The sequence below is a fragment of the Peribacillus sp. P4_C12 genome (genome assembly GCF_056402095.1).
The window spans coordinates 1-4,012 of sequence record NZ_JBFUIB010000350.1 but is presented as its reverse complement, the minus strand read 5'-3'; the positions used below and the strand labels follow the sequence as shown (position 1 = coordinate 4,012).

At 33.1% G+C, this 4,012-nt stretch carries 6 protein-coding genes; 1 reads left to right on the top strand and 5 read right to left on the bottom strand.

Going from position 1 to position 4,012, the window contains the following annotated elements:
- Positions 1 to 94: 94 nt before the first annotated feature.
- The 4 genes from AC1DUW_RS22660 to AC1DUW_RS22645 form a co-directional block, all read right to left on the bottom strand.
- Positions 95 to 724: a LysE family translocator gene (locus tag AC1DUW_RS22660; protein WP_053347623.1), complete on the bottom strand. Its 630-nt coding sequence runs from the start codon at positions 722 to 724 to the stop codon at positions 95 to 97.
- A 167-nt stretch (positions 725 to 891) separates the two neighbouring features.
- A complete protein-coding gene (locus tag AC1DUW_RS22655; RefSeq protein ID WP_053347624.1) occupies positions 892 to 1,431 on the bottom strand; it encodes a DUF1697 domain-containing protein in 540 nt (179 codons plus the stop codon).
- A gap of 84 nt (positions 1,432 to 1,515) precedes the next feature.
- Positions 1,516 to 2,031, bottom strand: a complete 516-nt coding sequence (locus AC1DUW_RS22650; RefSeq protein ID WP_053347625.1) for a histidine phosphatase family protein — start codon at positions 2,029 to 2,031, stop codon at positions 1,516 to 1,518.
- 108 nt (positions 2,032 to 2,139) lie between these two features.
- Positions 2,140 to 2,469, bottom strand: coding sequence for a MazG nucleotide pyrophosphohydrolase domain-containing protein (locus tag AC1DUW_RS22645; RefSeq protein WP_477643523.1), 330 nt, complete (start codon positions 2,467 to 2,469; stop codon positions 2,140 to 2,142).
- 97 nt (positions 2,470 to 2,566) lie between these two features.
- Between AC1DUW_RS22645 and AC1DUW_RS22640 the strand changes: the two genes are divergently transcribed.
- On the top strand, positions 2,567 to 3,148 hold the full coding sequence (locus AC1DUW_RS22640; RefSeq protein WP_053347627.1) for an LOG family protein: 582 nt from the start codon (positions 2,567 to 2,569) through the stop codon (positions 3,146 to 3,148).
- Between the two features lie 335 nt (positions 3,149 to 3,483).
- On the opposite strand, the gene AC1DUW_RS22635 is transcribed toward AC1DUW_RS22640, so the two are convergent.
- The coding region (locus AC1DUW_RS22635) for a LysE family transporter (RefSeq protein WP_477643522.1) at positions 3,484 to 4,012 on the bottom strand (529 nt) is incomplete at its 5' end.

The following is a 4,012-nucleotide window of genomic DNA, read 5'->3' as shown; positions in this document are numbered from 1 at the left end:
TCTTCAACCTATACTTCCCTTTAATCCATAAGAAAAGGAGCTGCTGATCAGCTCCTAATACTGAAAAAAATCACCCTAGTTGAATAGCTTTAATTTAAGGTGCTTTTGTTTGAAATAGCTTTATTCCTAATCCAATAAAAATGATACCCGTTAATTTATTTAATAAATATTCAATTTTAGAATTATTCCTTAACTTTTTAGTTACATATGAAGAAAAATTAACGACTATTAAACACCAAAAAGTTCCCGTCATAACAAATGAAAGACCTAAAATGATAAAAGGAAAAGGACCATAGGAATTATCTGTTGCAATAAATTGAGGCAGAAAAGAAATAAAAAACAAGGCAACTTTCGGATTAGCAACGTTTGTGATAAAACCTTGCATATATATCTTTTTTATAGATAAATCTTTTGTAGCAGAAAGCTTCATATTTGATGAGGATTGAAATAACATCTTCACTCCAAGATATACTAAGTAAGCTGCCCCTATTATTTTAATAGCAGTAAATAATACAACCGATGTTGTTAAAATAACCGATAAACCAACAGCTGCTAAGAAAGTATGAACTAATGAACCAGTAGAGATACCCAGTACAGAGTATATCCCTGCTTTTCTTCCTTGCGATACACTTTTACTTACTATATACATAGTATCGGTTCCAGGAGTTATATTCATCAGGAATGCTATTAATAAAAAAAGTCCAAAACTCGTAATGCCAAGTATTGTCGTCCCCCCCCTTTTAATTATTAGCTAACTACACTTCACCAAAATCATCCTTATTGAACTTAACTTCCCCTCTAGCTCAATTAGAAAAAGGTTGCAGTAGCCCCCCTGTTAGTAAAGCACTGGTTTGTTGAATAACTTATTTTATCTGAATTTCTTCAAACTACTCATTGCATCGCTTTTACCATGGTTTCAAGCTTTTTGATCGTTTTCCAATTACGTGCTGTGGCTGGAACACCTAACTTTTGAAGCTGTGAAGAAAGCTTGGAATTTCGAACACCTTGACGTAAATATAGATAAACTTCTTTACCCTTTATATAACATTCTTCCATTTCACTTTTAAAGTCGAGTAAATGATTTATACCTTCCATTGAAGGCTCTTTTGCCAAGAGAGAAAGGTGCACACTCTCACCTTCCAATAACAAGTTAACTGGGTATGGACAATTGTTAATAATCTGTTCCAACTCAGTAACCGTTCTCAAGATAACGGTTACTGAAAAACCAAAATAATTTCTAATCTCTTGCTCAATTTGATGTTGTAATTGTTCTGCATTTTCCTCAGACTGAAATACAATATTTCCACTTTGAATATAAGTATTAACTTTATCTAACCCCATATTTGTTAATAAGTTCCTTAATTCTTGCATCTTTATCTTATTGTGTCCACCTACGTTAATCCCTCGCAGAAAGGCGATATAGATAGTCATTTTTGCCCCTCCTTTTTTTCATTTCACATTTGACCTATTTCTAGCATTAACCCCTACCTCCACCAATCTGCCCTTCTAGCTATATTAATTTAAGTGAGATGTACTATTAGTAAATCGGATAAGTTGCACGTTCCTAATATATTCAAGGAGATGAATTCCTGTATTATCAGAATTAAACCATACATTATTATTAACTGTTGGTAATTGCAGAAAACTTTCAATAATTTTAGTTATCATTCCACCGTGTGAAATGATAGCAATTCTATTGAACTCTTTACTGTTTTCTTTAATAAAAGAAAAAATTTGTTCACCACGAACCTTAAATTCTAGTTTACTCTCAGTTTCTTGCTTTTCTATAAGGTCATCTAAGTATTCCACTGGGCAACCGATAGTATTGGATAGAATCTCAGCTGCTTTACTAGCTCTTTTCAAAGTACTACTCCAAATAAAATCTGGTGGAAACTCGTTTAACACACGATTAGACATTTTCTTAACTTGAATGAGACCTTTACTTGTTAATGGTAAATCAGTAGAACCTGTGTAATCCTTCTCTAAAAAGTCATCTTCTGATTCACCGTGACGAATCAATAAAATTTGCATTTAATCACCTCTACTTTATTTATATTCCTATATAAATTCTTCAAGGTACTATATGATTCCTCTTACTGGTTCAACTGCTTAACTTTATCAGGTTACTTAATTATGATTCTATACGCTATTCGCATTAGAATAGCGTTCAGATAGTTTCTTTTTATGGGCATTAAACACTTCTTCTAAAGGGATGTTGTACTTGTTCGCAATCACAATTAAATTACCTAACACATCTCCTAATGCTTCGGTTAACTCCTGTTTATTCTCCTCAAACGAACCACTTACTTCATCTGGTCTATCCCTGCCAATCTCAAGTGAGCGAATAGCCCGTGCGACCTCGCCAGTTTCTTCTGCTAAAAAGCCAATTCGAATAAAAATGTCTAATTCAGACCAGCCCCTTGCTTCATAATAATCTCTTACCCATTGTTGAAATTCAGTTACGTTCATATTAATCCACCTTCCATTTTAATAATTTAAGTTTAACAAAATTCCCATATTTCTGTATGATAAGTAAGGAAGACTACTTAATAGGATGTGATATTAATTGAAGACTCTAGCTGTATTTTGTGGATCAAGTAAAGGAGCATCTAATGTCTATTTAGAAGCTGCAAAAAAACTGGGTAAAGAACTGGCTAAACGTCATATTACACTGGTATATGGGGGAGCATGTGTAGGAATTATGGGGGCAGTTGCAGATTCCGTTTTGGAAGCTGGTGGAAAAGTAATTGGAGTAATGCCTAGTTTTCTAGAAAAAAGAGAAATCTCCCATAAGAACTTAACCGAACTAATTGTAGTGGACTCCATGCATGAAAGAAAAGCAAAAATGGCAGAACTTGCCGATGGTTTTATAGCCTTGCCAGGTGGGCCAGGAACATTAGAAGAGTTCTTTGAGATTTTTACCTGGGCTCAGTTAGGACTTCATCATAAACCTTGTGGACTGTTAAATATTAATCATTATTATGATCCTCTTGTTGCTTTATTTAATCATATGTCAGATGAACAGTTCCTGCATGAAAAATACCGTTCTATGGCGCTGGTAGATGTAGAACCAAATGGCCTACTTGATCAATTTAATACATATGAACCACCAACCGTAAAATCTTTTATTACTGAAAAACAAACCTGATTATTCAAAAAACAACAGGCCCGCACTCTTCTGCCCCTTAAGTTGAAGAAGTAAAAATCCTGTACATATCCAACAGGATTTTTATCAAACTTTATTCAAAATCCACAAAAAGTCCCTATCTACATAGATAGGGACTTTTATTATTTTGATTTAGCAAACTACGATTCTTTTGGTTTTTTGAAGAGCTGCCTAAATATCCAAAAATGATAATGGGCACTTGGTTTACTTTCCTGTTTGTCAATTCACTTCATATTATAAGAACAATTGTAAGAAATCTTTTTAGTCATTACAAACTCATTTCACCTTAGTAAATATAACCTATTATATGACCTGTTTTATTCTACAAGAATCGAAATTGCACTATACACTAATAACAAAGCCATAATTAGATTAAACTGACTTCTATACTTTTTTAGGAACCTTTGAAACAGCGAACCAAACACACTCCAGCTCATAGTACTAAGAAAACCAACAAAAGCTAGAAAAAATGAAAAAAATAGTAAGCTGAAATTTGAAGTATGATATGGAATGATAAAGGTTGATACTGCTGTTATGCCATATAAAATACCTTTCGGATTTACGAATTGTAAAAGCATAGCTGAAAGAAAACGGTTATTTTTATCCCCATCATCGTCTTTAGTATTATTTTTACTACTTATTATTTTGATAGCCAGATACAACATATAGATTGCAGCTAGGAACGTCATAATAAATTCAATTTTCGGAATGAAATTTTTAAGCAAAAGATTAAAATAACTGGACAATATCATGATTACAAAGAAACCTGCACCTACTCCTAAACAAAATCCAAGTGTCTTTTTAAAGCCGTATTTGTTAGCGAATAACATTGCCATAATATTATTA